This is a genomic window from Mesorhizobium sp. M0208 (genome assembly GCF_040322015.1).
Classification (GTDB): domain Bacteria; phylum Pseudomonadota; class Alphaproteobacteria; order Rhizobiales; family Rhizobiaceae; genus Mesorhizobium.
The window spans coordinates 1-20,922 of record NZ_JAMYSP010000050.1 but is presented as its reverse complement, the minus strand read 5'-3'; the positions used below and the strand labels follow the sequence as shown (position 1 = coordinate 20,922).

Sequence of the window (20,922 nt, the reverse complement as noted above, 5' to 3'; positions counted from 1 at the left end):
CGGCGTGCGCGCGCTGCCGTCGGTCCGATCCGACGCAACGCCGTCGCCCGATGCGACGGATCGAGCGAGCATGAGCGACACCAACCTGAGCCGGCGCAAGGACGACCACCTGGACATCGTGCTGGATCGGCGAACGGCGCCGGCCAAGGCCGCCGCCGGCTGGGAGTACATCCGTTTCGAACACTGCGCATTGCCCGAGTTGAACCTGACGCAGATCGACCTGCGCGCCTCGCTGCTGGGCAAGACTATGCGCGCGCCGCTGCTGATCAGCTCCATGACCGGCGGCATGCCACGCGCCGAGGCCATCAACCGGCATCTGAGCGAGGCAGCGCAAGCCTTGGGGATCGCCATGTGCGTCGGTTCGCAGCGCGTGAGCCTGCAATCCCGCAACTCCCAGGGGCTGACGCGCGCGCTGCGCCGCCTGGCCCCAGACATTCCCTTGCTGGCCAATATCGGCGCCGCGCAACTGCGCGAGGCCGACGGCCTGGACCTCGCGCGCCGGGCGGTGGATGCGCTGGAGGCCGATGGACTCATCGTCCATCTCAATCCGCTGCAGGAAGCGGTACAGCCGGAGGGCGACCGCGACTGGCGCGGCGTCCTGGCGCAGATCGCTCGCGCTGCGCGCAGCGTGGGCGTGCCGATCGTGGCCAAGGAAGTGGGGTCGGGCCTGTCTGCTTCGGTGGCCTGTGCGCTCGTCGAGGCGGGCGTGGTGGTGATTGATGTCGCCGGCGCCGGCGGCACCAGTTGGGCCGCGGTGGAGGGCGAGCGCGCCCGCGATGCCGCCGACCGTGCAGTGGCGATGGCGTTCGCCGATTGGGGGATTCCGACCCCGGCCAGCGTGCAGGCGGTACGTCGGGCGCTGCCAAGGGTGAAGCTGATCGCGTCGGGCGGGGTCCGCGACGGCGTCGACGTGGCCAAGGCCATCCGCCTGGGCGCGGACATCGCCGGGCAGGCAGCCGGCGTGCTGCGCGCGGCTAGGGTATCCACCGAGGCGGTTGTCGCGCATTTCGAGATCGTCATCCGCCAGTTGGCCGTCGCCTGCTTCTGCACCGGCTCGGCTGATCTGGCGGCGTTGCGTCAGGCGCGCTTGTTGCCCTCGGCGCATCTGCCCGCCGGTTAATGCCGGCGTCGCCCGCACGTGGCGGCGGGCGCCTAGTCTTACTGAGTCAGAAAGTCGCGTTAACTATGGAAAGCGCTACCGGGCTGGGCTTCGCCGTCGCCACCACTCTCGCCGAGTCGGCGGTGAACTCAGTCGTCGGGAAACGTATGGTCAAGAAGCAGCAGATGCGCTGGTCACTTCACGGTGCGCATATGCTCGTGCAGGTCCGGGCGGCGGAGATCAAGGGCGAACTTCGCAACCGGCTTCGGGCGCTTTTCCGACAGCCAGAACTGAACGGGCCTCCAATAGCCTACGCGCTTTGCCGTCTATCTCAGCCGCGCTGTCGATTATGTCCGCAGCCAGGGCATTGATATTCCCGCCGATTTGCTCTCCCAGGTCGCACCGCTTCCTTGGGCTCATATCGCACTCACCGGAGACTATCTCTGGAACGAAATTGACCGACCCCTCGAACGCTTCAGGCCGATCCGCGCTAACCGCTTCAATCCAAACAATTTCGAATTCCCTTAGCGGGTATTATTGTAGAATGCCCACGGAGCCCCGGTTACAGGCAGCCCGCGAACGCGGGCGAAAGGATGGACGCCGTCCGAAACTAAAGCCCTATCAGCGCTCCGAAATCATCGGCATGTTAATGAAGGCCGTCCGGCAGCTGAAATCGCTCCTCTCTTTCGCGTTTATAGGGCCACCGTCGGGCGCATCGGCGCCGAGGCCAAAATAGCCGTTCGCTGAATGTTCTTTCAGTTGGCCGTTTTCGCAGCGAACGTACGCACCGGGCCCATTCGGTAGAACCCCGGTGGGCGGTGGCCGTAGCAGCTGTTCTTGGAGGAACGCCATTCGCTGTGCCGCGCTAAAGGCTCGGAGATCCTCAATGAAGGATTGATCTGTTTGCATATCATTATCTATATATATGATACGCAAACAGATCATAGATTTTTGACTTGCTCGCTGGAATGAGATACCTTTGCGTATCATCGCGCATTGGAATAGATCGTATAGGTATCATGACGGACTCTGAATCGCAAATTCTGCGCGAAATCGGTCGGCTTTTCAGGCAGACGAGGCTGGCCGCTGCCATGACGCAGGAGCAGGTCGCTGATTTGGCGGGTATAACCCGTCCCCGCTATCGCGACATCGAAAAGGGAGCCGCAGCGGCGCGTGCGACGACGCTCATGAATATCGCTCGCGCACTCGGTCTGGAAATGATGATGGTTCCGCAAGTCATGGTGCCGGCTGTCCAGGCTCTATTGCGTCCGAATGATGATGACGATCGACCCGCCTTTGTTCCTCAACCTGACGATGACGATCATGGCTCCAGTTTTTCGCGCAGCTAAGACAATCCCGTCGCTGGACGTGCTCTTGAACGCACTGAAGGTCGGCACAATCGTTAGGACGCCGGGCGATTTCAATGCATTCAACTTCGATGAGGCCTACCGCGCGACGGGCGGCTTTCCGGTTTTCAGCCTGTCGTTCCGGGCAGCGACGGGAGGATTGCGGAAAGATCCGAAGCCTCTGGCGGGCGCCTTGCCCGCTTTCTTCGCGAACCTCCTGCCGGAGGAGAAATTGCGCGAGGCGATGGAAAAGCACCACGAAGGCAATGTGCGGCCAGGCAATGATTTCGATCTTTTAGCGGCGCTGGGCGCCGATCTGCCGGGAGCCGTACGGGCGTTGCCCAGTGACGGCGCGATAGCGGTTTCGCAGGATGCTTCAAAGGATAAGCCCAAGGCACGGTTCTCACTTGCCGGCGTGCAGATGAAGCTGTCGGTCATGAAGAACACTGGAAAAGGCGTCGGCCTGACCTTGCCGATAGACGACGAGCAGGGCCGGTACATCGCCAAGTTCCCTTCGACGGCCTTTCCGGGCGTTTCCGAGAACGAATTCGCCAACCTGGCGCTGGCTGCAGCAATCGGCATGGAGGTTCCTGAATGCGAACTGGTCGAGAAGTCCGATTTTGAGGGCGTTCCCGAAGAATTCAACACGCTGTCGGAGGGCAAGGTACTTCTCGTCAAACGCTTCGATCGCGGCGCCGATGGCGAGAGGATACACATCGAGGATTTCGCTCAGGTCTTCGGTGTCTATCCCTCGCGCAAATATGAGGGGGCCGCTTATCACGACATAGCCGTGGCCCTTGGCGTGGCCGTCTCGCCTACGGCGGCTCTCGAATTCGTCCGCCGCCTGGTGCTGACGGTCATCACCGGCAATGGCGACATGCACCTGAAGAACTGGTCTTTGATTTATCCCGGTAACGGCGACAAGCCGGTGCTTGCACCAATCTACGACGTTCTGTCGACCGTGCCATATATTCCCGCCGACGCCATGGCGCTTTCGCTTGGAGGGGAGCGCTCGTTCAAGGCGCTAGCAGCACCGCGATGGAAAGCATTTGCGAACCGTGCAAGGCTTCCGGAGCCGGCAGTCCTGAAGGCAGTGGTCGAGACGGTCGAACTCGTCAACGAGCACTGGTGGCATCTGCCTGAGCGCGAAGTTGTCGCAGCGAAAGTGCTCGAGCGGATCGACGAACATGTGAAGGCGATGACGCCGATACTGAACTCCTGCGCCGATAAGTGAGCCGAGTCCCCTTGGGTTGGTGATATGGCGGAATTATCCGGCCGTGGCCCCGGGATGGCCGTGGATCGATGGTATGCCAGCGTGGCGCGCAAGATTCCGCGCAGTGTCGATGAGGACACGCGAGACCAAGCACGTCATTCCCCGGAACAGAAGAGTTCGCAGCATCCCGCAATTAACGCTAGAGGGTCGAGATGCTGTTCGCCCACCTCAACACAACGATGCGTTCGAACGAATGCGGTGACTGAGGATCGCGATCCGACGCTTTGTGTCGCCATTGTCGGGTCCGCTACACGGCTTATTCCGACGATCCTTTCTTTGGCCTCAAGCTAAATCCCTGAAAAGCAACCATGAAATTATTCTTCGGTTCCGATCAGCCAAATTGGCACGAGTCTTGAGATCCTTGGGTGCGAGGCGGCGACAGCTGCCCGACCGGCATTCATGTCGCGGCAGCCGCGATGAATGGAACGAAGGAAGGAAAGCTACATGTCAGGTTTGCGTCAGATCGCCTTTTACGGCAAGGGCGGCATCGGCAAGTCCACCACCTCCCAAAATACGCTCGCCGCCCTTGTCGACCTCGGGCAGAGAATCCTCATCGTCGGCTGCGACCCCAAAGCCGACTCCACCCGCCTGATCCTGAACGCGAAGGCGCAGGATACGGTCCTGCACCTCGCGGCAGAGGAAGGTTCGGTGGAAGACCTGGAACTCGCGGACGTGCTCAAGGTCGGCTACAAAGGCATCAAATGCGTGGAGTCGGGCGGCCCCGAGCCGGGTGTCGGCTGCGCCGGCCGCGGCGTGATCACCTCGATCAACTTCCTCGAGGAGAACGGTGCCTACGACGATGTCGACTATGTCTCCTACGACGTGCTCGGGGATGTGGTGTGCGGCGGTTTCGCGATGCCGATCCGCGAGAACAAGGCCCAGGAAATCTATATCGTCATGTCCGGCGAGATGATGGCGCTCTATGCCGCCAACAACATCGCCAAGGGCATCCTGAAATACGCCCATTCGGGCGGCGTGCGGCTCGGCGGCCTGATCTGCAACGAGCGCCAAACCGATCGCGAGCTCGACCTCGCCGAAGCGCTGGCTTCCAGGCTCAATTCCAAGCTCATCCACTTCGTGCCGCGCGATAACATCGTCCAGCACGCCGAACTCAGGAAGATGTCTGTCATTCAATATGCGCCGGACTCCAAGCAGGCCGGGGAATACCGGGCGCTGGCCGAGAAGATCCATGCCAATTCGGGCCAGGGCACCATCCCAACCCCGATCACCATGGAGGAGCTCGAGGACATGCTGCTCGACTTCGGCATCATGAAGACTGACGAGCAGATGCTTGCCGAGCTTCAGGTCAAGGAAGCGGCGAAGGCGGCCGCACAGTAACGACCGCTGCCGACACGAGGCGCGGCCTTGACCTGGCGCGCCTTTCAAAGAACGGCGCCTCGTTGGTGAGGCGTCACCCTGAACCTTGAAAGGGGTCCCATGAGCCTGGAATACGAGAATGACGGCGCCCTCCATGCGAAGCTTATCGAGGAGGTGCTGTCGCAATATCCTGACAAGGCGGCGAAGCGCCGCAAAAAGCACCTCAGCGTCGCAAAGAGCGGCGACGAGGCTGGCGAGGAAAGCGAGGGCCTTTCCGAATGCGAGGTCAAATCGAACATCAAGTCCATCCCCGGAGTGATGACGATTCGCGGCTGCGCCTATGCCGGCTCGAAAGGCGTGGTGTGGGGTCCAGTCAAGGATATGGTCCATATCTCGCACGGTCCGGTCGGGTGCGGGCAATATTCCTGGTCGCAACGCCGCAACTATTACGTCGGCACGACCGGCATCGACACCTTCGTCACGATGCAGTTCACCTCCGATTTCCAGGAGAAGGACATTGTTTTTGGTGGCGACAAGAAGCTGGAACGGATCATCGACGAGATCGAGGAACTGTTTCCGCTGAACAAGGGCATGACTGTGCAATCCGAATGCCCGATCGGCCTGATTGGCGACGACACCGAAGCGGTGTCCCGCAACAAGGCCAAGGAGCACGAAAAAACGATCGTGCCGGTGCGCTGCGAGGGCTTCCGCGGCGTATCGCAATCCCTCGGCCACCACATCGCCAACGATGCGATCCGCGACTGGGTCTTCGAAAAGAAGGACATCGAGTTCGAGGCCGGCCCGTACGATGTCAATGTGATCGGCGACTACAATATCGGCGGCGACGCCTGGGCTTCGCGCATCCTGCTCGAGGAGATGGGCCTGCGCGTGGTCGGCAACTGGTCGGGCGACGCTACGCTGGCCGAAATAGAGCGCGCGCCGAAGGCCAAGCTCAATCTCATCCATTGCTACAGGTCGATGAACTACATCTGCCGGCACATGGAGGAAAAGTATGGCATCGACTGGATGGAGTATAATTTCTTCGGCCCCTCCCAGACCGAAGCCTCTCTGCGCAAGATAGCCAAGCATTTCGGGCCGGAAATCGAGGCCAAGGCCGAGGCGGTCATCGCCAAATACCGGCCGCTGGTCGATGCCGTCATCGCCAAATACCGGCCGCGCCTCGAAGGCAGGACGGTGATGCTCTATGTCGGCGGGCTGCGCCCCCGTCACGTCGTCACGGCATATGAGGATCTGGGCATGGTGATCGTCGGCACTGGCTATGAATTTGGCCATAACGACGACTATCAGCGTACCGGCCATTACGTGAAGAAGGGCACGCTGATCTATGACGACGTGACTGGTTACGAGCTGGAGAAGTTCATCGAGGGGATCCGTCCTGATCTCGTTGGCTCCGGCATCAAAGAAAAGTACCCGGTCCAGAAGATGGGCATACCGTTCCGTCAAATGCATTCCTGGGATTATTCCGGCCCGTATCACGGCTACGACGGCTTCGCGATCTTCGCCCGCGACATGGATCTGGCCATCAACAACCCAGTCTGGAACCTCTACGACGCCCCCTGGAAGAAAAAAGCTGAGCCGTCGGCGGCGATCGCAGCCGAATGAAAACCTGGCCTCCCGGAAGCCGGGAGGCCGTTGAACGCCTGTGGCGCTTTGTCCGCGGGAGACCTGAAACGTTTCGACGTCCCGGTGCCGCCGTATGCGGGCCAGATGGAAAGAGGTAACCGCCCATGCCGCAGTCGGCTGAAAAAGTTCTCGACCACGCTCCCCTGTTCCGCGAGCCGGAATACAGGCAGATGCTCGCCGAGAAGAGGCTGAATTTCGAATGTCGGCACGCGGACCAGGTCGTTACCGACCAACGCGAATTCACCAAGACGTGGGAATACCGCGAAAAGAACCTTGCTCGCGAAGCGCTTGTCGTGAACCCCGCCAAGGCCTGCCAGCCGCTCGGCGCGGTGTTCGCGGCCGCAGGCTTCGAGCGAACCATGTCCTTCGTCCACGGCAGCCAGGGCTGCGTGGCCTATTACCGCTCGCACCTGTCGCGCCATTTCAAGGAGCCTGCTTCGGCAGTTTCCTCCTCGATGACCGAGGACGCGGCAGTGTTCGGTGGCCTGAAGAACATGGTTGACGGGCTCGCCAACACGTACCAACTCTACGACCCGAAGATGATCGCCGTCTCGACCACTTGTATGGCCGAGGTCATTGGCGACGACCTGCACAGCTTCATCGAGAACGCCAAGGACGAAGGCTCGGTCCCGCGCGACTTCGACGTGCCCTTCGCCCACACGCCGGCCTTCGTCGGTAGTCATGTCGACGGCTATGACGTAACGGTCAAGGGCATTTTGGAGCACTTCTGGAAAGGCGAGGAGCGCACGGAAGCCGAGGGAGCGATCAACATCATTCCGGGTTTCGACGGCTTTTGCGTTGGCAACAACCGGGAACTCAAGCGCCTGCTCGATCTGATAGGCGTGTCCTATACCTTAATCCAAGACGCCTCTGACCAGTTCGACACGCCGTCGGACGGCGAATACCGCATGTACGACGGCGGCACCAAGATCGAAGACGTGAGAAAGGCACTCAACGCGGAGGCGACACTTTCGCTACAACATTACAACACCCGAAAAACCCTGGAGTATTGCGAGGTGGTCGGGCAGGCGACGGCCTCGTTCCACTACCCTCTCGGCGTCCAGGCGACCGACGACTTCCTGATGGAGGTCTCCGCGATTTCCGGCAAGCAAATCCCCGAGGCAATCCGCCTGGAGCGCGGCCGACTTGTTGATGCCATGGCGGACAGCCAATCCTGGCTGCACGGTAAGAAATACGCCATCTACGGTGATCCGGACTTCGTCTACGCCATGGCCCGCTTCATCATGGAGACGGGCGGCGAGCCGACCCATTGCCTCGCCACCAACGGCACCTCGGCATGGGAAGCGGAGTTGAAGGAACTGCTTGCATCATCGCCCTTCGGCAAGGATGCTCAAGTCTGGGCGGGCAAGGACCTCTGGGCGATGCGCTCGCTGCTCTTCACCGAGCCGGTGGACCTGCTGATCGGCAACTCCTATGGCAAGTATCTGGAGCGCGACACCGGCACGCCGCTGATCCGGCTGACGTTTCCGATCTTCGACCGCCACCATCACCATCGCTTTGCGCTTATGGGCTACCAAGGCGGGTTGCGCGTCCTGACGACGATCCTCGACAAGATCTTCGACAAGCTCGATCGCGAGACAAGCGAGACGGGCGTGACGGACTATTCGTATGACCTCACCCGCTAAGCGTGGCGGCCGGCTCTTCGGTGAGGCCGGTCGTCTTCTCGAGGGACTTTGGAGACCGACGCAATGTCCTCGCTCAGAGCCAAAATCCAGGATGTCTTCGACGAGCCTGCCTGCGAGAAGAACCGCGGCAAGGATGCCAAGGCGCGGAAAAAGGGCTGTTCGAAGCCATTGACCCCCGGGGCGGCGGCCGGCGGCTGTGCTTTCGATGGCGCCAAGATCGTGCTGCAGCCGATCACCGACGTTGCACACCTCATCCATGCGCCGCTCGCCTGCGAGGGCAATTCCTGGGACAACCGCGGTGCGGCTTCGTCCGGGCCAACGCTGTGGCGCACGAGCTTCACGACCGACCTCACCGAACTCGATGTTGTGATGGGGCAGGGCGAGCGGAAGCTCTTCAAAGCGATCCGCGAGATCAAGGAAGCGTATGGGCCGCCGGCTATCTTCGTCTATCCGACCTGCGTGACGGCGCTGATCGGCGACGACATCGAGGCAGTCTGCAAGCGCGCTGCGGAAAAGTTCGGCCTACCGGTGGTGCCGGTCAATGCGCCGGGTTTCGTCGGCTCCAAGAATCTCGGCAACAAGCTTGCCGGCGAGGCGTTGCTCGAGCATGTCATCGGCACGGTGGAGCCCGACGATGCCGGCCCTTACGACATCAACATTCTTGGAGAATTCAACCTCTCGGGCGAATTTTGGCTGGTGAAGCCGCTGCTGGATCGGCTCGGCATCCGGGTGCGCGCCTGCATTCCGGGCGACGCGCGTTACCTCGACATTGCCTCCGCGCACCGCGCCCGGGCGGCTATGATGGTGTGCTCGACCGCGCTCATCAATCTCGCCCGCAAGATGGAGCAGCGCTGGGATATTCCGTTCTTCGAGGGCTCCTTCTACGGCATCACCGACACCTCGGAAGCGCTCCGACAGATCTCTCAGCTGCTCGTGAAGAAGGGTGCCGATCCGGAGATCCTCGGCCGCACCGAGGCATTGATTGCGGATGAGGAGGCGATCGCTTGGAAGAAGCTCGCGGCCTACCGGCCGAGGCTCGAAGGCAAGCGCGTGCTGCTCAACACCGGCGGTGTGAAGTCCTGGTCGGTCGTCCATGCGCTGATGGAGATCGGCATCGAGATCGTCGGCACCTCTGTCAAGAAGTCGACCGTCGAAGACAAGGAGCGCATCAAGCAGATCCTCAAGGACGACAATCACATGTTCGAGCAGATGGCGCCGCGCGAGCTTTACGCCATGCTCTCAGAACACAAGGCCGATATCATGCTGTCGGGCGGGCGCACGCAGTTCATCGCCCTGAAGGCCAAGACACCCTGGCTCGATATCAACCAGGAGCGCCAACATCCTTACGCCGGCTATGACGGCATGGTGGAACTCGTACGCCAGATCGACCTCGCCATTCATAACCCGATCTGGCGCCAGGTGCGGGAGCCGGCACCATGGGATTGCCAGCCTGCGGTGAGGAGGAACTGCCGCGCACGAAAAGCGAGATCGCGACCTTGCATGCTGTCCAGGAATTCGCCGGCACGACGGCCGACGATCTCGGCGAGTGTTGAGGAAGCGATGGTCCGCATCCTTCCCCAGACCAAAGCGGCGGCGGTCAATCCGCTGAAGTCATCGCAGCCGCTGGGTGCCGCCTTGGCCTTTCTTGGCGTCGACGGCGCGATGCCGTTGTTCCACGGCAGCCAAGGCTGCACCAGCTTCGCCCTCGTGCTCTTCGTGCGGCATTTCAAGGAAGCCATCCCCTTGCAGACAACGGCGATGGACGAGGTGGCGACGATCCTCGGCGGGGCAGACCATCTGGAAGAGGCGATCCTCAACCTCAAGGCCCGCACAAAGCCAACGCTGATCGGGGTCTGCACGACGGCGCTGGTGGAAACCCGTGGCGAAGACTGCGCAGGAGATATCGCCAATATCAGGCTGAAGCGCACGGAAGAACTCGCGGGTACGGAGGTGGTGCTAGCCAACACACCGGATTTCGACGGCGCGATCGAAGAGGGCTGGGCCAAGGCTGTCACCGCGATGATCGAAAGGATTACGGGGCCCGGCGAGCAGGCGCGGCAGTCGAAGAAGATCGTGATCCTGCCTGGCTGGAACCTCACTGTGGCTGATATCGAGCATTTGCGTGAGATGGTTGAAAGCTTTGGACTGAAGCCCGTGGTTCTGCCGGATGTCTCCGGCTCACTCGATGGTACGGTGCCCGACCGCTGGGTCACGACCACCTATGGCGGCACCAGTGTCGAGGATATCCGTGAGCTTGGCACGGCCGAGCAATGCATCGTCATCGGTGAGCATATGCGCCGCCCGGCCGAGCTGCTGCAGAGGTTGACCGGCGTGCCTTACGTGCTGTTCCGGTCGCTGACTGGATTGAAGGACGCCGACCGGTTCGTCTCGCTGCTGTCCGCGGTTTCGGGCGCGGCGGCGCCGGCTGGGGTGCGCCGTCGCCGGGCGCAGTTGCAGGACGCGTTGCTCGACGGACATTTCCACTTTGGAGGCAAGAAAATTGCGATCGCTGCTGAACCAGACCAACTCTACCAACTCGCGAGCTTCTTCATCGGAATGGGCTCCGAAATCGCGGCGGCGGTCACCACGACCGACATGTCGAAAATTTTGGAGAAAGTACCGGCGCAGTCGGTTCAAATCGGCGATCTCGGCGATTTGGAAGCTCTTGGCGCCGGCGCTGATCTTCTCGTCACCCATTCCCACGGCCGCCAGGCGGCGCAGCGCCTCGGCATTCCGCTCATGCGGGTCGGCTTCCCGATCTTCGACCGGCTCGGCAGCCAGCACAAGCTCACAATCCTCTACCAGGGGACCCGCGACCTGATCTTCGAGGTCGCCAACATTTTTGAAGCCAACCGGCACGCGCCGACGCCTGAGGCGCTTGATCCACTCCGTACGCGAGAAATGCCAGATGAGCTCCGTTCGTCGCCTCTCGCTCGTCACTGACGAGGTTCACGCACCGAGGCCGGAACGCCAAGCCGGCGCATTGCGCGTGGCGATCGCCACGCAGGACATGAAGAACCTCAACGCCCATTTCGGGTCGGCCAGGCGCTTTGCTGTCTACGACGTGACGCGCGAGGAGTGGAATCTCGTCGAGGCCGTGGCCTTCGATGACGTTTCCGACGAGAGCGGGAAGCACCGAACTGAGGGCGACGATCGTATCAGCCCGAAGGTGGAGGCGCTGAAGGGCTGTCATTTGCTGTTTTGTCTGGCGATCGGCGGACCTTCGGCAGCCAAGGTTGTTTCGGCAAAAATTCATCCGATCAAAGTGCCGCACCCCCAAACCATCCAAGAGGTGCTGTTGCGCACGCAGATGATGCTTAGGACGTGTCCTCCCCCTTGGCTGCGCAAGGTGCTGGCGCAGGCAGGTGTCGCCGTACGGAAACCGTCCTTCGAGGACGAGGACTGAAATGAGGAGTGGCGAAATGTCTGACGCCGTCGTTAGCACTGCTGTCGCCGAAGACGAGGCGGGCCTTGCCACCCCGTTCGTCAAATGCCTCGTGCGGCTGGTCCGGGCCCATGATTCCCACGGATCTTGGGAAGGCAAATCGGACGCCGAGCTGCTGGGCGACTTCATCATCACCAGGGAACAGCGCCGTGCGATCCCGATCATCGGCGATCCCGATCCGGACGTGCTGTGGAGGCTCGAGATTTTTTACGCCGCCGTCGGGCTTGCGATCGAGGAGCGCTCCGGCCTGATGGCATCGCCGATGATGGAGATGAGCCATGAGGGCTTTGGGCGCGTGCTTCTCACGGCCGGGCGGTTGGTCGTTCTGTCGAAGACCCTGCGCGACGTCCACCGGTTCGGCTTCGAGACGTTCTGGAAACTCGCCGCGGCCGGTACCAAACTGGCCGGCGATGCGACCGCAGCCATTGAGGCTCATCCGGAGGTGGCGCGGGCGTGATGGAACCGATTTTCGATCAAGGGGATCATGTCAGGCCTTGAGGACATGCGATGGCCAGCCCTCTCAATCGAGGCTGTCGAGGCCGATGTGGTTCTTGGGGTAGCGCCGATGAAGCCACTGGTCCTGATCTGTTCGCAAGATGCGGAGTTGTATCTGTTCCTCAGCCACATTCTGGGGGTGGACGGCTTCACGAGTGAGCCGGCAGGCGGCGTGAAGGAAGCACTTGCATTGGCCGATGAACGGGAGCTCCAGGCGGTAGTGCTGGACTGCGGGCCAGCAAGCGCGACAGGCTCCACAATCTGCGCCCGGTTCAAGGGGGAGCCCCGGACCGGCGGCCTGCCCGTAATTGCGCTGATCGCGCCCGGCGCCGAGAACCAGCACCTCGATCTCTTGAAGGCAGGTATTGACGAGAGCTTTGTGCGGCCCTTCGCGCCGGCCAAGCTGCTCGACTGTCTACGGACGAAGCTGGCGCTGCCGAAGCCGGGTTCAAACGGGATCGAAAACGGCAGCTGGCTCTGCTGCGGCAGCCTTGAGATGAAGCTCGATGCCCACCGAGTTCGCGGCAATGGCCACGACATCCATCTCGGACCGATCGAGTTCAACCTGCTGCGGCATTTGCTTGAGAATCCCGGCAAGGTCTTCAGCCGAGACGAGCTGATCGACGCGGCCTGGCCGGACAATATCCACATCGGTGCACGGACCGTCGACGTCCATGTCAGCCGGATCAGAAAGGCGCTGAAGACGGCCTCGCCCGGCAGCGTCATTCGTACCGTCAGGTCTGCTGGCTATTCGCTCGAGAAGCCGGACGACTGAATAGCGAACGGGTGTAGTGCCACCCCGATCTCCGTCTTGCTGGGGGCAAGTCTTGCGGCTTCGAAACGCGCCTACAGCTACGACATACTCTAAAAAGAAGCAGTCAGATGGCCTTCAAAAGCGTGCTCAGTGTGACGGGAGCCGACCACTCCGATCAGGACGTCAAAACAGCTGCCGGCTTGTGTGCCGAGGTCGGCGCGTACCTTTCCGTACTGATTATGTCGCCTCCGCGGCTCGTTATGTCGCCTCCGCCGCTGGGCGATGGCATCCCCGAGTGGCCTAGAAATCGCGCACACGCCATTGCCGCACTGGAAAAACGGTACAGGCAAATCGAGAGATTTTCACAGGACACGGCCAGTCTGGAAAAAACATCCAGGGAAATTCAGAAACAGCTGAGAGCCATGCGGCTTTGCTATGACGTCGACACCCACTACTGCGATCAGGCCAGCGTCGGTGACGCGGTGCGACAGCGGGCGCTCTGCAACGACCTGACAATCGTCGGCCCCGCACTTCTCAACGACATTAACCTCGGATCCCTTGTTATCAACGGCAGCCTGTTCGATACGGGAAGGCCGGTGCTTGTCGTGCCGGAGGGCGCTGAGGCGACTCTGTCTCCACGGCGCGTGCTGGTCGGCTGGGATTCTCGAGTCGAGGCGTCCCGTTCGGTTCGGGAAGCGCTGGATCTGCTAGCCGGTGCTGAGGAAGTTCGTGTCGCACTAGTCGATCCGGAGGCGACCTGCACCGGAAACGGCGCCGAGCCGGGAGCCGACATCGCTGCCTATCTCACTCGGCACGGTGCTCGGGTGTTGGTTGACCGGCTGGCGAGCGCCGGCAAACCCGTGGCCACTGTGCTCGCGCAGCACGCAATCGACACGTCTGCCAACATGATAGTCATGGGCGCTTATGGCAGTCGCCGGCTGCGCGAGCGGCTCTTCGGTGGCGTGAGGAGATGGATAGTTCTGAAGCCGCCATTGCCGCTGTTTTTGGCTCGTTGACGGGCTTTGAAGTAGCACCGATGCTGTTCGAAGCTCTACTCCCCTGGGGCACCTGTGCCAAGTCGGAGAAAGGTCGCGGCGAACGCGCAAGTTTCGCGAAGCTCTTCGGTGCCAATCTGCGAGCGCCCTAGCCGCGTCCCGGACGTCTAACGCGCGCTCAGGGGGGCTGCTCGCCCGAGACTATCCGTAACGCGGAGACCAACGGCCGGGCAGAGGTACAGGCGCTCTTTGATACGAACAAAACCAGGGCTTCAAAGGTCGGCGTCAGGTCAAAGAGAGTCGTTTCAACGCGGCAGGCCGAGTTCGGATCCGTCGCGGAATCGTATGCGGGCTATTACGATCTCCTCAACTTTGGCCGGGAGCTGACAACGCGATGACCGTGCCATGGCCGAGGCCCAACTTCGAGTCTGAACGGTCGTGCTCTTGTCGGAGTCGGCGGGAATCGATGGCATCAATCACGTTGTCATCATCTCGGATGGCAGTCGGGTTAGCGGCGGGGACGGCCGCGTCTTCAGCGGTTCAGTGGGTTGGTAGGATCCGCCTGGCGACCGAGTTCCTCTTTGGACTGAACATTCCGACCATGCTTACATTCGCGACCAGCGCTCCGTGTAGCTTCTGGTCACAGGGAACATAGAAAATATCGTCACAAAGCAAGGATCTCTCAGAATTCATCGGCCGGCACATGCAGGCACTCATCCCGGCCTTCTGACGATGATGATCGTGGCGAGCCGTAGCTGGACCGGCTTCGTCGTGAAGAACTCCCATGTGCCAGCCAGGAATTCAATCGCAATGCGGGAGGGCAGGGCACAGGCGGCGCTCGGATGGAGCGGCCCCTTGCAATCGCAAACCGCGAGATCCGCTACCGCCTGAGGGAACAGGAACGGCAAGAAGCTCAAGCCAGGTGGCGTGAAGCGGACGATGATGACGAGCCTGGCGGCAGCCAACGCAGTCATGATGGCATCGGCCCCGTCCCTCGGGCCGAATGACGGCGGGCCGATTGTTAAATAATCGCAAAAATGAGCACGAACATGTTTCACTTGACCCAAATGGTGAGGTGTTTGATATCAATCGAGATCACACCGGACATCTGAAAACACGTACGTCCAGCATGTTGCTCGGGCGAGTGTCAAGCAGGATCGCTGTGCCTGTTTCCATAATCGCGAGGATCAGCAGGGACGCGCAGATCCTCAGAGAACCTGGCGATCCGTTTCCGAAGGCGGACAACGGCAGATCTTCTAATCCTCTAGATCAAACAAGGACCACTTCGAATGACAACGTTAGCCCTCACCGGCGATAGCATCATCCAAAGGCGACTGAACAGTACCACGGACCCCGATCTGGTTCCGTTGTTCGATATGGTTCGCAACGCCGATGCTGCCTTCACCAATCTCGAAGTCCTGCCCAACGATTATCGGGGTGATCCTGCGCTTGACAGCGGAGGATCACATTTCGGCGCACCGGCCTGGGTGCTCGACGAGTTGGTGGAGGCCGGCTTTGACATGTTCGCCACGTCGACCAATCATAGCTTGGACTACAGCATTTCCGGCCTCGAATATGCCCTTGATCAGCTAGACCGCCGACATCTTTGTCACGCCGGTTGCGGTCGGCATCTTGAGGAGGCTAGACAGGTTTCCTATCTCACAACGCCATCCGCAACGGTAGGAATGGTTGCGTGTGCCTCGACTTTCGCTAGAGGGCAGCAGGCAAGTAGGCAGACGAGGGCTATGCAAGGCAGGCCTGGTCTGAATCCGCTTCGCGTGGAAAGCATATATGAGGTCTTGCCAGAGCAGCTCAAGCAAATAAAGAGCATCGCTCTGGATTTGGGGATTGAGCAGCTCCGGCGCCTCGATATCGATCTCGGTTTTGGCTTCGAGGCGCCAGTCGACACCTTTCCATTCAATGGGATGAATTTCCGGGCAGGTGATCAGATCAGGCATCTCCAGAAGCCCAACACGCAGGATCTTTTCGATATCTTGCGATGGGTCGAAGAGGCGCGACGCATGTCTGACATAGTATTGGTGAGCATACATGCGCATGAGCAGGGAAAGACGGAAGATGAACCTGCTGAATTTATTTCAAAGTTTGCTTATTCATGTATAGATGCCGGGGCGGATGTTATTGTAGGTCATGGCCCACACCTTATGAGAGGACTAGAGTTCTATAAGAAGAAGCCGATATTTTATTCCGTTGGAAATTTTGTCGGTCAGAATGAATTAGTACAGAGTCTGCCAGCAGATTCGTACGACTACTTCCGGGTACAGGAACACCTTACACCCGGCGGGCTTTATCAAAAGCGTACCGAAAGTGACTGCATCGGATTTCCTGCACATCCTCGATATTGGCAGACGGTATTACCAATCTGCGAATTTCAAGATCATGAGTTCGTCTCGCTGACTGTCCACCCAGTATGGCTGGGTCTCGGCGAAGCTCGCCATCGCCGAGGCAGGCCGAGACTGGCTTCAGGTGAAATGGCATCGATCATTCTCGAGCGGTTCGCGGCCCTCTCCCGGCCGTTTGGGACTAAGCTAAAGCTAGGCATGAATGCGGAGGCCTATAGCCTGATCGCTAATGAACTAGCCTAACTGCGTGTCCGAGAAACCGGCAGCAGGCCAGAGGTTTCGGCCGGGATAGCAGCCGATCGGTTGCGTGAAGCGGATGATGATGACGAGCCTGGCGGTAGCCAACGCAGTCATGATGTCCCTCGGCCCGAATGCATGTTGAGTCATCCGGCCACGCTTTTCTGCCGTCGCGAAGCGGTGATGCGTGTCCAAAATCTGACAGCGGCGGAAACATGTCGGGTTCAATACGACCGGCCATCTTGGCAATCGAGGTTTTTCAAAGCGTAATCATGCGATTACTGCGCTGAGCGCGCTGGCACGGCCTTTGCGAGTTGAGAGTCAGCAACACTGAGTGAAGGCTGGGGCTTCGGACGATTGCTTTTCACGGCCGGGCAGTTGGTCGCTCTGTCGAGACATCCACCGGTTCGGCTTCGAGACGTTCAGGAAGCCCGCGGAGGCCGGTACGAAACTGGTCGACGGTGCGACTGCAGCCATTGAAGCCTATCCCGAGGTGGCAGGGGTGTGAAGAAACTGATTTCGAGGAAGGATCTATGTCAAAGCTAGATGAGATGGGGAAGAAAGTCCGAAAGCTTCAGCTGCGCGCGGCAGTTGCCAAGATGAAGTTGCGCGACCTTGCACAGGATCTCCCGGGCAAATGGAAGGAGATAGAGGAAGTTGCCGAGGAAACGTCGGCCGTTTTTGCCGAGTTGGATGGTGCCAAAAGAGAGCTCGCTGCAATGAAGAAGTTACGATGACGAGCACATTCACCACCCGCGACGGCTCCGGATGGATGCCCGAATATCTTGCCGCTATTGATGGCACGACCTGCATCGGCTGCGGCCGCTGTTTCAAGGTCTGCTCGCGCGAGGTCATGCATCTTTACGGCGTCGATGATGCGGGTGAAATTCTGGGCGCCTGCGACGACGAGGATGACGATTTCGATGGCGAGCTCAATCGCATGATCATGGTCGTCGATCATGCCGGCCGTTGCATTGGCTGCGGAGCCTGCGCCCGCGTCTGCCCGAAGACCTGCCAGACCCATGTTGCGGCCGACCAGGTCTCAGCATGATCTGAGGAGACAAGGAGAACGGCGTTGCCCTTTAGAATCTTTTGTCGCGTCCTGGGAATGGTCCTGTGCAGCACCGCTCTGACCGTCTACTTCGCTTCTCATTCCATCGGCACAGTAGTCGTCACGACGCTGGCTTGTTCGCTGCTCCTTCAGCTGGCGTATTTCGGTAGCGTGCTTGTTCTGATCTGGCGGTCTGGCTGCGATACCGAGCTGGCCAAAGGGCTGAGCATTTCGATAGTTGCAAGGAAGTTGGATACCAGCCGTCAGACTATGATGAGGTGAGGGATGAATCTTCACACGTGCCTCAGCTCGTTCCGATGGGCGGCTTTATCGCTGTTCCATTGACGCGCGGTGACAGATCGGAGCTCAGCTTCGCGCCACTTTGGAGTCAACCATGAACATTGAGCGGATCGTTCAAGGAATACTATGCTTGGTACGGTGGGAAGCGACAGCATTCCGGTCGTTCTAATCCCGGGAGATGCAGTTTTCGGTTCGATAGGCATTGGCAGCCTATCGCAGCACGCCGGCATGCTGGGTTGCTTAGTCTCAATGACGAACGAAGTGCTGAAAATAATGATGGGCCTTTTCTGGAACATCGGAGAACGCAGCCAACCTCAAATGTAACGCGCCCCTTAGAACGTCTCGTGCAAGCCAATTTCAGCTCGATCAACGTGTTGCCGGAGAGAACATGCTGGAAAAGTTCGAACGCTATCTGGAGTGCGCCCCTCGGACCGGACAGGATGAACAAGCAGAATTGACTTGGAAGCCGGGCTTTCGAAGGATGGAAGCCCATGGTGACTTATCGCACGCACAGCATCGAGTTCAAACGTCAGGTAGTGCAGGAGTTCCTGTCCGGCGAGACGCTGCATGGTCTCGCCAAGCGGCACGAACTGCCGCGTAACCTGATCCGCATCTGGGTTCAGAAATACGAGGCCGGCTCCTTCGACGAAGACCTGGCGGCGGCCGACACGATGCAGACCTATGAGGCGTGGATCGCAGCGCTGGAGCGGCTGGTAGGCCGGCAAGCCTTGGAAATTGAGTTTCTAAAGGGGCTCTGAAAAGCGCACCCGCGGCAATCCCTACGATAATGCGAAAGCGGAAAGCTTCATGAAGACGATGAAGGTCGAAGCCGTCTATCCGATGGCCTACGAAACCGTCGCCGACGTCGCTGAGGACCTTCCCCGCTTCATTGATGAGGTTTACAACACCCGCCGATTGCACTCAGCGCTCGGCTATCTCAGCCCGCAACAGTTCGAGGACCAACACGCCCGCCAGATGGTCAAAACTGCGGCTTGACCGTGTCCGGTCCGAGGGGCGCACTCCAATCCGCTCACCTTTGGACCCACGTCCATCGAGAAGCTCGACTGCCTCGGCAAGCATCTAGGGGGAAGGTGGAAATCTACGCCAAACGCGAGGATTGCAACTCCGGTCTCGCGTTCGGCGGAAACAAACTCCGCAAGCTCGAATACATCATCCCCGACGCGATCGCGTCAAATGCCGATACCCTTGTCACTGTCGGCGGCGTGCAGTCCACCCACCCGCGGATGGTTGCCGCGGTCGCCGCCAAGATCGGCATGAAATGTCTCCTGGTTCAGGAGAAGTGGGTACCACGTGAGGATGCCGTCTACGACCGGGTCGACAACATTCTCTTGAGCCGCATCATGGGAGCAGAGGTGCGCCTGGTCGAGGAGGGCTATGACATCGGCATCCGCCTCAGTTGGGAACAGGCGCTCGATAACGTTAAGTCAAGGGGCGGCAGGCCTACGCGATACCGGCCGGGGCCTCAGTTCACAAATATGGCGGCCTTGGGTACGTCGGGTTCGCGAAGGAGGTGCGCGCCCAGGAGAAACAGCTTGGGTTTGCCTTCGACTATATGATCCTTTGCACGGTCACAGGTTCAACGCATGCCGGCATGCTCGTCGGATTTGCCAAGGACGGTCGACAGCGCAACGTGATCGGTATCGATGCCTCGTAACCCCGCCCAAACCAAGGCGCAGGAGCTAAACATTGCCCGGGATACTGCGAAGCTCGTCGAGCTTAGCACGGAAATCGTCGAGGATGACGTGGTGTTGCTCGAGGGGTACGCGTACCCGTGTTATGGCATTCCGTGCGAGGCAACGAAGGAGGCCATCCCGCCTGTGTGCGCGACTCGAGAGTGTGATTACTGATCCCGTCTACGAGGGCAAATCGATGCGGGGGTGATCGAACTCGTCCAGAAGGCTTCTTTTCGGAGGGATTGAGGGTCCTCTACGCGCATCTCGGCGGCGCGCCGGCGCTCACGGTTATGGCTACACCTTTCGCAACGGCTGACGCTCGGTAGTGGTCGCCCAGCATCTCCGGCATCTTGACGGTCAACACACCACTTAGTCACCTGTCATCATCGGAGCTTTCCTGGATCGGCTGTGCCGCAGATTTGTCGGCAAATGGAGGACGAGCTGAGCAGCATGTACTTCTCCACCCGCCTCCAACACGGGCGCGATCATACAGGTCGATCGCGAGTCTTGGAGAAGCCGACCGGACGGTCGTCATCGTTGGCCAGGCTTCCCCGAGCTTAGCGGCAGCCATGAAAACCTAGTCGGAACGTTGTGGCGGGACTAGCACTACTTTGGCAGATTTTTAGCTGATATGGATCTGCGGCAGTGCGGACACCGTGTTGGTGGCGGCTGTGCGAGAGCGTTGAGGATGGCCTGGCGTATGGCCGGGAGGCTTGGCTGCGGTGGAGGGCCGAGGATTTCCCCTTTGGCCTGTTTGAGGCGGCGGGGTTGGAGGGAGGCATAGCCGATCATGGTCATCAATGCGTGCCGGTAAAGACCTGTCCATGAGCGTCCCTCGAAGTGGTCGAGGCCAACTTCCTCTTTCAGTTGCTGATGGGCCTGTTCGTAGACCCAACGAGCCTTGATTGCGCCGGCGAGCTGCTTGAGCGAGGTCTCGGCGGGAAGGTGGAGAGATAATATTTTGCGCTCGCCAGTTGAGCGATGCTCGCCAATGACCCGACCTCCTCGCCGGGCAGGTGCTGCGCCCATGTCGTGGATCCGCTGGGGCGGCCCGTCTGCGACCCGAACCCGGACAGCGGCGAAGCGTGCTGAGAGCCGACCTTTGGTGCCACGCCGCCAACTGACCGTCCGCCACCGAGCTGTCTCCAGCGTCGCCTGCGCGGTAATCAACCTCGTATCGGGGATGTGGCGTTGGGGGGGGGCCGCGCCGCCCCTCCCCGGGGGGAGAAAAGGCCCCACCCCCCGGGGTTAGATTTTGTGGGCACG

17 protein-coding genes and 5 pseudogenes are annotated in these 20,922 nt (G+C 60.3%); 20 read left to right on the top strand and 2 right to left on the bottom strand.

Annotation, left to right across the window (positions count from 1 at the left end; translation table 11 throughout):
- Window positions 1-70 precede the first annotated feature (70 nt).
- The 12 genes and pseudogenes from fni (at window position 71) to NKJ17_RS30315 (ending at window position 14,035) form a co-directional block, all read left to right on the top strand.
- The gene (gene fni, locus NKJ17_RS30375; protein WP_352691441.1) at window positions 71-1,120 is read left to right on the top strand and encodes a type 2 isopentenyl-diphosphate Delta-isomerase; all 1,050 of its coding nucleotides are present in this window, start codon (window positions 71-73) and stop codon (window positions 1,118-1,120) included.
- Window positions 1,121-1,435: 315 nt separating this feature from the next.
- Window positions 1,436-1,627 (top strand): annotated as a pseudogene (locus NKJ17_RS30365) (hypothetical protein); the annotation flags it as partial.
- 491 nt (window positions 1,628-2,118) lie between these two features.
- A complete protein-coding gene (locus tag NKJ17_RS30360) occupies window positions 2,119-2,448 on the top strand; it encodes a helix-turn-helix domain-containing protein (RefSeq protein WP_352691440.1) in 330 nt (109 codons plus the stop codon).
- Window positions 2,423-3,679 (top strand): type II toxin-antitoxin system HipA family toxin, encoded by a 1,257-nt coding sequence (locus NKJ17_RS30355; RefSeq protein WP_352691439.1) that lies wholly within the window; start codon window positions 2,423-2,425, stop codon window positions 3,677-3,679. The genes NKJ17_RS30360 and NKJ17_RS30355 overlap by 26 nt, the downstream gene beginning before the upstream one ends.
- Window positions 3,680-4,162: 483 nt before the next feature.
- Window positions 4,163-5,056: a nitrogenase iron protein gene (gene nifH, locus NKJ17_RS30350; protein ID WP_023801970.1), complete on the top strand. Its 894-nt coding sequence runs from the start codon at window positions 4,163-4,165 to the stop codon at window positions 5,054-5,056.
- 99 nt (window positions 5,057-5,155) lie between these two features.
- Window positions 5,156-6,658: a nitrogenase molybdenum-iron protein alpha chain gene (nifD, locus tag NKJ17_RS30345; protein WP_352595736.1), complete on the top strand. Its 1,503-nt coding sequence runs from the start codon at window positions 5,156-5,158 to the stop codon at window positions 6,656-6,658.
- Between the two features lie 125 nt (window positions 6,659-6,783).
- Window positions 6,784-8,325: a nitrogenase molybdenum-iron protein subunit beta gene (gene nifK / locus NKJ17_RS30340; RefSeq protein WP_352691438.1), complete on the top strand. Its 1,542-nt coding sequence runs from the start codon at window positions 6,784-6,786 to the stop codon at window positions 8,323-8,325.
- Window positions 8,326-8,388: 63 nt separating this feature from the next.
- Entirely contained in the window at window positions 8,389-11,268 is a 2,880-nt protein-coding gene (locus tag NKJ17_RS30335) for a bifunctional nitrogenase iron-molybdenum cofactor biosynthesis protein NifEN (protein WP_352691437.1), read from the top strand.
- Window positions 11,234-11,731: a nitrogen fixation protein NifX gene (nifX, locus tag NKJ17_RS30330; protein WP_352691435.1), complete on the top strand. Its 498-nt coding sequence runs from the start codon at window positions 11,234-11,236 to the stop codon at window positions 11,729-11,731. Before NKJ17_RS30335 ends, nifX begins: the two co-directional genes overlap by 35 nt.
- A 16-nt stretch (window positions 11,732-11,747) precedes the next feature.
- Window positions 11,748-12,227 (top strand): NifX-associated nitrogen fixation protein, encoded by a 480-nt coding sequence (locus tag NKJ17_RS30325; protein WP_352691434.1) that lies wholly within the window; start codon window positions 11,748-11,750, stop codon window positions 12,225-12,227.
- Window positions 12,228-12,335: 108 nt separating this feature from the next.
- On the top strand, window positions 12,336-13,040 hold the full coding sequence (locus NKJ17_RS30320) for a response regulator transcription factor (RefSeq protein WP_502906585.1): 705 nt from the start codon (window positions 12,336-12,338) through the stop codon (window positions 13,038-13,040).
- A 107-nt stretch (window positions 13,041-13,147) separates the two neighbouring features.
- Complete coding sequence (locus NKJ17_RS30315; RefSeq protein ID WP_352691431.1) at window positions 13,148-14,035, top strand: universal stress protein; 888 nt, start codon at window positions 13,148-13,150, stop codon at window positions 14,033-14,035.
- A gap of 692 nt (window positions 14,036-14,727) precedes the next feature.
- On the opposite strand, the gene NKJ17_RS30310 is transcribed toward NKJ17_RS30315, so the two are convergent.
- Window positions 14,728-14,988, bottom strand: a complete 261-nt coding sequence (locus NKJ17_RS30310; protein ID WP_352691429.1) for a hypothetical protein — start codon at window positions 14,986-14,988, stop codon at window positions 14,728-14,730.
- 315 nt (window positions 14,989-15,303) lie between these two features.
- Here NKJ17_RS30310 and NKJ17_RS30305 point away from each other — a divergent pair, with 315 nt between their 5' ends.
- The 8 genes and pseudogenes from NKJ17_RS30305 to NKJ17_RS30270 all read left to right on the top strand — a co-directional run bounded on the left by NKJ17_RS30305 (window position 15,304) and on the right by NKJ17_RS30270 (window position 19,972).
- Window positions 15,304-16,617: a CapA family protein gene (locus NKJ17_RS30305; RefSeq protein ID WP_352691428.1), complete on the top strand. Its 1,314-nt coding sequence runs from the start codon at window positions 15,304-15,306 to the stop codon at window positions 16,615-16,617.
- A 339-nt stretch (window positions 16,618-16,956) separates the two neighbouring features.
- A pseudogene (locus NKJ17_RS30300) lies at window positions 16,957-17,119 on the top strand (DUF269 domain-containing protein); the annotation flags it as partial.
- Between the two features lie 25 nt (window positions 17,120-17,144).
- The gene (locus NKJ17_RS30295) at window positions 17,145-17,348 is read left to right on the top strand and encodes a CCE_0567 family metalloprotein (protein WP_352691427.1); all 204 of its coding nucleotides are present in this window, start codon (window positions 17,145-17,147) and stop codon (window positions 17,346-17,348) included.
- On the top strand, window positions 17,345-17,662 hold the full coding sequence (gene fdxB / locus NKJ17_RS30290) for a ferredoxin III, nif-specific (protein ID WP_352691426.1): 318 nt from the start codon (window positions 17,345-17,347) through the stop codon (window positions 17,660-17,662). The genes NKJ17_RS30295 and fdxB overlap by 4 nt, the downstream gene beginning before the upstream one ends.
- A gap of 57 nt (window positions 17,663-17,719) precedes the next feature.
- Complete coding sequence (locus tag NKJ17_RS30285; RefSeq protein ID WP_352691456.1) at window positions 17,720-17,944, top strand: exopolysaccharide production repressor protein; 225 nt, start codon at window positions 17,720-17,722, stop codon at window positions 17,942-17,944.
- Window positions 17,945-18,453: 509 nt separating this feature from the next.
- Window positions 18,454-18,720: a transposase gene (locus NKJ17_RS30280; RefSeq protein ID WP_352691424.1), complete on the top strand. Its 267-nt coding sequence runs from the start codon at window positions 18,454-18,456 to the stop codon at window positions 18,718-18,720.
- A gap of 10 nt (window positions 18,721-18,730) precedes the next feature.
- Window positions 18,731-18,958, top strand: a pseudogene (locus tag NKJ17_RS30275) (integrase core domain-containing protein); the annotation flags it as partial.
- A 54-nt stretch (window positions 18,959-19,012) separates the two neighbouring features.
- Window positions 19,013-19,972 (top strand): annotated as a pseudogene (locus tag NKJ17_RS30270) (1-aminocyclopropane-1-carboxylate deaminase).
- A gap of 306 nt (window positions 19,973-20,278) precedes the next feature.
- On the opposite strand, the pseudogene NKJ17_RS30265 reads toward NKJ17_RS30270, so the two are convergent.
- Window positions 20,279-20,904 (bottom strand): annotated as a pseudogene (locus tag NKJ17_RS30265) (transposase family protein); the annotation flags it as partial.
- Window positions 20,905-20,922 lie beyond the last annotated feature (18 nt).

Bases quoted from the DNA above. Each gene is read 5' to 3' on its own strand.
- NKJ17_RS30285 (WP_352691456.1), top strand. From the start codon at position 17,720: ATGGTCCTGTGCAGCACCGCTCTGACCGTCTACTTCGCTTCTCATTCC.
- NKJ17_RS30355 (WP_352691439.1), top strand. From the start codon at position 2,423: ATGGCTCCAGTTTTTCGCGCAGCTAAGACAATCCCGTCGCTGGACGTG.
- NKJ17_RS30315 (WP_352691431.1), top strand. From the start codon at position 13,148: ATGGCCTTCAAAAGCGTGCTCAGTGTGACGGGAGCCGACCACTCCGAT.
- NKJ17_RS30305 (WP_352691428.1), top strand. From the start codon at position 15,304: ATGACAACGTTAGCCCTCACCGGCGATAGCATCATCCAAAGGCGACTG.
- fni (WP_352691441.1), top strand. From the start codon at position 71: ATGAGCGACACCAACCTGAGCCGGCGCAAGGACGACCACCTGGACATC.
- nifX (WP_352691435.1), top strand. From the start codon at position 11,234: ATGAGCTCCGTTCGTCGCCTCTCGCTCGTCACTGACGAGGTTCACGCA.
- NKJ17_RS30310 (WP_352691429.1), bottom strand. From the start codon at position 14,988: ATGACTGCGTTGGCTGCCGCCAGGCTCGTCATCATCGTCCGCTTCACG.
- NKJ17_RS30295 (WP_352691427.1), top strand. From the start codon at position 17,145: ATGTCAAAGCTAGATGAGATGGGGAAGAAAGTCCGAAAGCTTCAGCTG.
- nifD (WP_352595736.1), top strand. From the start codon at position 5,156: ATGAGCCTGGAATACGAGAATGACGGCGCCCTCCATGCGAAGCTTATC.
- NKJ17_RS30360 (WP_352691440.1), top strand. From the start codon at position 2,119: ATGACGGACTCTGAATCGCAAATTCTGCGCGAAATCGGTCGGCTTTTC.
- NKJ17_RS30320 (WP_502906585.1), top strand. From the start codon at position 12,336: ATGAAGCCACTGGTCCTGATCTGTTCGCAAGATGCGGAGTTGTATCTG.
- nifH (WP_023801970.1), top strand. From the start codon at position 4,163: ATGTCAGGTTTGCGTCAGATCGCCTTTTACGGCAAGGGCGGCATCGGC.
- NKJ17_RS30325 (WP_352691434.1), top strand. From the start codon at position 11,748: ATGTCTGACGCCGTCGTTAGCACTGCTGTCGCCGAAGACGAGGCGGGC.
- NKJ17_RS30335 (WP_352691437.1), top strand. From the start codon at position 8,389: ATGTCCTCGCTCAGAGCCAAAATCCAGGATGTCTTCGACGAGCCTGCC.
- nifK (WP_352691438.1), top strand. From the start codon at position 6,784: ATGCCGCAGTCGGCTGAAAAAGTTCTCGACCACGCTCCCCTGTTCCGC.
- fdxB (WP_352691426.1), top strand. From the start codon at position 17,345: ATGACGAGCACATTCACCACCCGCGACGGCTCCGGATGGATGCCCGAA.
- NKJ17_RS30280 (WP_352691424.1), top strand. From the start codon at position 18,454: ATGGTGACTTATCGCACGCACAGCATCGAGTTCAAACGTCAGGTAGTG.